General features: G+C 68.4%; 6 protein-coding genes. All 6 read left to right on the forward strand.

Going from position 1 to position 6340, the window contains the following annotated elements:
• Nucleotides 1-38: 38 nt before the first annotated feature.
• Nucleotides 39-1901: a methyl-accepting chemotaxis protein gene (locus ABD719_RS18410; RefSeq protein ID WP_344694829.1), complete on the forward strand. Its 1863-nt coding sequence runs from the start codon at nucleotides 39-41 to the stop codon at nucleotides 1899-1901.
• 28 nt (nucleotides 1902-1929) lie between these two features.
• Nucleotides 1930-3516 carry a chemotaxis protein CheW gene (locus tag ABD719_RS18415; RefSeq protein ID WP_344694830.1) on the forward strand — a complete coding sequence of 529 codons (1587 nt, stop codon included), beginning with the start codon at nucleotides 1930-1932 and terminating at the stop codon, nucleotides 3514-3516.
• 7 nt (nucleotides 3517-3523) lie between these two features.
• A complete protein-coding gene (cheB, locus tag ABD719_RS18420; RefSeq protein ID WP_344694831.1) occupies nucleotides 3524-4597 on the forward strand; it encodes a chemotaxis-specific protein-glutamate methyltransferase CheB in 1074 nt (357 codons plus the stop codon).
• 17 nt (nucleotides 4598-4614) lie between these two features.
• On the forward strand, nucleotides 4615-5235 hold the full coding sequence (locus ABD719_RS18425; protein ID WP_344694832.1) for a HEAT repeat domain-containing protein: 621 nt from the start codon (nucleotides 4615-4617) through the stop codon (nucleotides 5233-5235).
• Nucleotides 5229-6104, forward strand: a complete 876-nt coding sequence (locus ABD719_RS18430) for a CheR family methyltransferase (RefSeq protein ID WP_344694833.1) — start codon at nucleotides 5229-5231, stop codon at nucleotides 6102-6104. The genes ABD719_RS18425 and ABD719_RS18430 overlap by 7 nt, the downstream gene beginning before the upstream one ends.
• Nucleotides 6097-6340, forward strand: a 244-nt coding sequence (locus ABD719_RS18435) for a response regulator transcription factor (protein ID WP_344694834.1), incomplete at its 3' end; no start/stop codon positions are given. The genes ABD719_RS18430 and ABD719_RS18435, both read left to right, overlap by 8 nt.

The raw sequence follows: 6340 nt of genomic DNA on the forward strand, positions 1-6340 counted from the left end.
TTTCTTCTGCCGCAGAGGCTCCCGCAAAGGTGGGTGCGATGAACAGCAGCAGCGTTCGCCTGACCGCCGATGCCGAAAAGCGGCGCGCGCGGACGTTCGCGCGTCAGCAGAAGGGCTCCGAGCGGCTGGCATCGGCCACCGCCGAACTGTCGAGCGGCATTTCCGAAGCATCGTCGGCCTCGGAGGAACTGCGCAAGGCGGCCGAGCAGATCAGCGTCGGCGCCGAAGAGGCGTCCGCCGCCGCGCAGCAGACGATGAAATCCATGTCGAATGCGAACGACCTGCTGCGCACCATGAAGACGCAGGCGGACGGTTCCTCGACGCTGATGCAGACCCTGTCCGATCTGGTCGCGACGACGTCGCGCGACGTGGCGGGTTCGCTGCATGCGATCACCCGCGCGTCCGAGCGGCAGGAAGCCTCGGTCAAGATGGTCGAGGAACTCGACCGTCAGGCCAGCGCGATCGGCGAGGTCGTGAAGGCGGTGGCGCGCATCGCCGACCAGACCAATCTGCTCGCGCTGAATGCCGCGATCGAGGCGGCCCGCGCCGGCCAGCATGGCAAGGGCTTCGCGGTCGTGGCCGACGAGGTGCGCACCCTGGCCGAAACCAGCGAGAAGTCGGCACGCGACATCCAGGACCTGATCGTCCAGGTTCAGGAAGACGTGAAGCAGGTCGCCACCGGCATCGAGAAGTCGGCCAGTTCCGCCCGCGACGAAGCGCAGAAGGGATCGGCGGTCACCGCCACGCTCGACCGGATCCGCGTCGACATGGCCGATATCATGCAGGGCTGCACGATGATCGCGAACAACGCCGAGGAGGCAGTCCAGGCCGCGAACGAGGCGCTGAAGGGGGCCGAGGTCATCGCCGCCGCCGCCGAGGAGCAGAGCGCGGCCTGCCAGGAATCGAGCAACACCATCGAACAACAGACCGGCGCGCTGGAGCAGAGCGAGCAGGCCGCCCAGGAACTGGGCCAGCTGGCCGAGGAGCTGAAGAACAGCACGAACATCAGCAAGAGCGCCGAGGAAGTCGCCTCCGCCGCGGAGGAACTGTCGAGCGCGGTCGAGGAGATCAACCGCGCCTCGACCCAGGTCTCGACCGCGCTGGAGCAGATCAACCGCGGCGCGCAGCAATCCGCCGCCGCGACGCAGCAGTCGTCGACCGCGATCGGGCAGATCGAGACCAACGCCCAGCTGGCCGCCAAACAGGCTTCGGCCGGGGCGGAGAAGGGCGAGGCCATCGCCAGGCTGCTCGACGAGAACAAGGTCATGGTCAGCGCGATGATGCAGGGCGTGGCGGAATCGGTCGCCGCCGGCCGCAACAGCCGCGACCAGATCAGCGCGCTGGAACAGGTCAGCCGGCGTATCGACAAGATCATCGACGCGATCACCACCGTGTCGATCCAGACCAACATGCTCGCGGTCAGCGGATCGGTCGAGGCGGCGCGGGCCGGCGAGTTCGGCAAGGGCTTCGCGGTCGTCAGCACCGACATCCGCAATCTGGCCCGCGATTCGGCGGAGAATGCCGAGCGGATCAAGGACACGGTGAAGAACATCCAGGACACGATCGGCGTCGTTCGCAACGACCTGCAGGAAATCGCCGACACCGCGGCGACCGAGGTGGAGAAGAGCAGGGCGATCTCGGCCGGTCTCGAAAAGATCGCGACCGATGTCGGCGAGGTCGTTCGCGGCAGCGGCGACATCTCGACCGCCGCCGACGGCATCATGCGCGCGCTGGGCGAGACGCAGACCGCGATCGAACAGATCGCCACCGCCGCGCAGCAGGCGGTGCGCACGTCGAACGAGGCGAGCGTCGCGGCGCGCGAACAGGCCCGCGGCGCGGAACAGCTCGCCGCGGCGATCGAGGAGATCGCATCGCTGGCCGACGAATTGCAGGCCGCCTGATCCCCGACCGACACGAAAGGACGGGCGTATGACCTATATGACGAAGATACCGGCCGGGGATGCGTCCCCCGCCGTCGACGATACCGCGACCCGGGAACGCGGCGACCTTTGCCAGTTCGTGATCTTCCACAGCGCGGGCGAGATGTTCGCGGTGCCGCTGGAGCAGGTGAAGGAGATCATCCGCGTTCCCGACGTGGTGCGGATGCCGCTCAGCCCGCCGGCGCTGATGGGGCTGGCGAACCTGCGCGGCACGGTGCTGCCGGTGCTGGACCTGCGCCACCTGTTCGGCCTGCCGCCGGTGCTGGCGGACGACGCCAGCCGCGTGGTCGTGCTCGATCATGGCCACCCGGTCGGGCTGATGGTGGATCGCGTCGCCAATGTGGTGACGGTGGACCGCGAGCGGCTGGAGCCGGTGACGCAGATCAAGGCGACGATCGACACCGACCTGCTGACCGGCATGATCAAGGAAGAGGATGGTCGCGGCATCGTGATGGTGCTGGACGTCTCCCGGTCGATCGGCCGCACCTTCGCGGGGCATGAACTGCCGCGTCTGGCCGATGTGCAGGGCATCCCGGCCGCGATCGCCGAGACCGTGGCGGATGCCGCCGAGACCGTCGACGAGGACCAGCTGGTCAGCTTCGAGGTCAACGGCCAGGAATATGCCTTTCCGATCGGCGAGGTCCAGGAAGTCGTGCAGCTTCCCTCGGCGATCACGCATGTTCCGGGCACGCCCGGTCATGTGCTGGGCGTGACGACGCTGCGCAACCGCCTGCTGCCGCTGGTGTCGCTGCGCACGATGTTCGGCCTTCCCGTCGAGCGTTTCACGGAGGCGAACAAGGTCGTCGTCGTCTCGCTGCCGGGCGAGCGCGGGGGCGACAGCGTGTCGGTCGGCGTGGTGATGGACAAGGTGAAGGCGGTGCTGCGCGTCGACCGCGCCCTCGTCCAGCCGGTGCCCGCCGCGCTGGCCTCGCAGGGCGGTTGCGGCGACATCCGCGCGATCTGCCGCCTGGAGGACGGTCGTCGGCTGGTGTCGGTGCTGTCCGCCGATGCGATGTTCGACCTGGATGAACTGCGCGCGATCCGCGGCGATGCCGACGCGTCGCACCACGGCGCCGAAGGAGACGATGCGATGGCCGATGTCGCCAACGAAGACGCCCAATATGTGATCTTCCGCCTGATGGGCGAGGAATATGGCGTGCCGGTGGAGGCGGTGCAGGAGATCGTCCGCGTTCCCGACCAGCTGACCCATGTGCCCGGCACCCCCGATTTCGTGGAGGGGGTCATCAACCTGCGCGGCACGGTGCTGCCGGTGATCGACCAGCGTCGCCGGTTCGGGCTGGAGGAGGCCGCCCGGTCGGATCGCCAGCGGATCATGGTGTTCACCATCCACGGCCAGCATGTCGGCTTCATCGTCGACAGCGTGTCCGAGGTCGGACGTATTCCCGAGGCGTCGATCTCCGCCGCCCCCGACCTGTCGGGCGCGCGGGCCAGGGTCGTGCGCGGCGTGGCCAATCTGACCGCGCAGAACCGCATGATCCAGCTGCTCGACGTCGACTGCCTGATCGATCCCGCGACGGATGTCCTGGATGCAGCGCAGCCCGCACTGGCCGCGTAGGACGACCATGACACGTGTTCTCGTCGTCGACGATTCCGCGTTGATGCGGCGTCATCTGGTCCAGCTTCTGCAACAGCAGCCGGGCTATGACGTCCGCACCGCGCGCAACGGGGTGGAGGCGCTGGCGGTCATCGACGAATTCGATCCGAACGTCGTGACCCTCGACGTCAACATGCCCGAAATGGACGGTATCACCTGTCTGGCGCGGATCATGGTCGGCAGCCCGCGCGCGGTCATCATGGTTTCCTCGATCACCGAACAGGGGGCGGAGGCGACGTTGCAGGCGCTGAGCCTGGGCGCGATCGATTTCGTGCAGAAACCGGACGGCACGATCTCGCTGTCGCTCGACCGGATCGCGGCGCAGCTGGTCGCGAAGGTCAGGATCGCGGCAAACGCACGGATCCGCACGCGTACCGGTACGATCGTGCCGCCGCGGCCCACCGCCCCCGTGCGGCGCACGCCGTCCCCGCCGGCGGTGACGGGCGATCCCGGTCTGGTGCTGCTGGGCGTGTCGACCGGCGGCCCGGCCGTGCTGGAGACGATCCTGCCCGCCCTGCCCGCCGGCCTTCCGTGGCCGGTGCTGGTCGCGCAGCATATGCCCGGCAGCTTCACGGGCGTCTTCGCCCGGCGGCTCGACGCGCTGTCCGCGGTGACGGTGCAGGAACTGCGGACCGCCACGCCGCTCCAGCCCGGCAACGTCTATATCGCGCGCGGCGACGCCGACATGGTCGTGGCGCGGCGTGCTGGCGTGCTGACCGGCCTGTCGGTGCCCTCGAGCGAAGAGCATAACTGGCACCCCAGCGTCACCAGGCTGGTCGAAAGCGCCGCCGGACTGCTGTCCCCCGCCCAGCTGATCGGCGTGCAGCTGACCGGGATGGGCGACGACGGGGCGGAGGCGATGGCGCGCTGTCACCACCGCGGCATGCGCACGATCGCGCAGGATGCCGGGACCAGCGCCGTCTTCGGCATGCCCAACGAACTCATCCGTCGCGCCGGCGCCAGCCTCGTGCTCGCCAGCGACGCCATCGCCGGACAGATCGCCCGGTGGCTCGCCCCCGGCCGTCGTGCCGTCGCGTCGTAACGAACAGGAGACGCCCCGTGCCGCTGGTCAAGGCAGACACCGATACCCATACCCCGCCGCCGACCGTGGAGACGGTCGATGCGCTGCCGGCCCTCGTCGCGCTGCTCGCGTCGGACCAGGCCGCCGACCGTCGCGCCGCCGTGCGCGCCCTGGAGGCGCGCGACGACGGCATCGCGCCGTTATGTGCCCGGATCGCGGAGGAAACCGTGCCGAGCGTGCGCGAGGCGATCATGGCGGCGCTGATCCGTCACCGCTCCCCCGCCGTGGTCGCGGCGCTGCTGCCGCTGTTGCGCAGCGAGATGCCGCCGCTGCGCAACGCCGCGCTGGAAGGACTGGCGGCGATGCCGGACGAGGTGGCGCCGCATATCGACCAGTTGCTGCGCGATCCCGACAGCGACGTCCGCATCTTCACCGCGAACCTGCTGCACGTCCTGCCGCACCGGCGCGCCGCCGACTGGCTGCGGACGGCGCTGGCCGACGATCACGCCAATGTCTGCGCCGCGGCGATCGACGGGCTGGCGGAGATCGGCGGCGAGGACGCGCTGCCCGCGCTGGCCGCGGTGCCGGCACGCTTCCCCGACGACAGCTTCATCGCCTTCGCCACGCGGATCGCCGTCGAACGGATCGGCCGATGCTGAGCGCCGCCGCACCGGTGGCGGACGCGGCGGCCGGTCCGGTCATCACGCCGCAGGATTATGCCAAGTTCTGCGAGTTCTTCTATCGCAAGACCGGCATGATGTTCAGCGACAACAAGGCGTATTTCGTCGAACGACGCCTGCAGGATCGCATCCTGGCGACGCGCAGCAACACGTTCCGCGACTATTTCACGCTGATCCGGTTCGAGACGTCGGGCACGGAGATGCAGCATCTGGTCAACGCGATGACGGTCAACGAGACCTATTTCTACCGCGAGGATTACCAGTTCGACGCGCTGGTCCAGCATGTCCTGCCCGATATCGCCAGGACGCGCGCGCCGGGAAAGCCGATCCGGATCTGGTCGCTGCCCTGCTCGACGGGCGAGGAACCCTATTCGATCGCCATGCAGATACTGGAGAACTGGGCGCAGGCGGACGCCTATGACATCGAGATACTGGCATCCGACATCGACAGCCGGGTGATCGTCGATGCCAGGGCGGGTATCTACAGCGCGCGCGCGCTCCACCGGCTGTCCGACGCGTTGAAGGCGAAATATTTCCGGCCGCACGACGACGGTTTCCGGATCTGCGACGCGCTGCGCGGGTCGATCGATTTCAGCGTCGTCAACGTCTCCGATCCCGTCGCGATGCGGCGGTTCCGCGACATCGACGTCGTCTTCTGCCGCAACATGCTGATCTATTTCGACGACGACTCCCGCCGGCAGGCGGTGGAGACGCTGTACGAGAGCATGCGGCCCGGCGGGGTCATCTGCCTGGGCCATTCCGAAAGCATGAGCCGGATGTCCGCCATGTTCGAGCCGCGCCGCTATGGCGGCACCATCCTGTATCAAAGGCCCGTCGACCATGACTAAGCCGGCCAATGGCAAGCGCATCCTCGTCGTCGAGGACGGCATGACGACGCGCCTTTACTATCGCTCGGTCTTCGAGGCCGCCGGCTTCGCGGTGGACGAGGCCGCCAACGGCCTCGAAGGGCTGGAACGCGCCCTGCTCGACCGGTTCGACTTGATGATCGTCGACGTCAACATGCCCAAGATGGACGGTTATGCGATGATCGCCCGCCTGCGCGGCGACACCGCGATGCAGGCGG

Source organism: Sphingomonas cynarae, from assembly GCF_039537815.1.
In the GTDB taxonomy this organism is placed as follows: Bacteria; Pseudomonadota; Alphaproteobacteria; order Sphingomonadales; family Sphingomonadaceae; genus Sphingomonas; species Sphingomonas cynarae.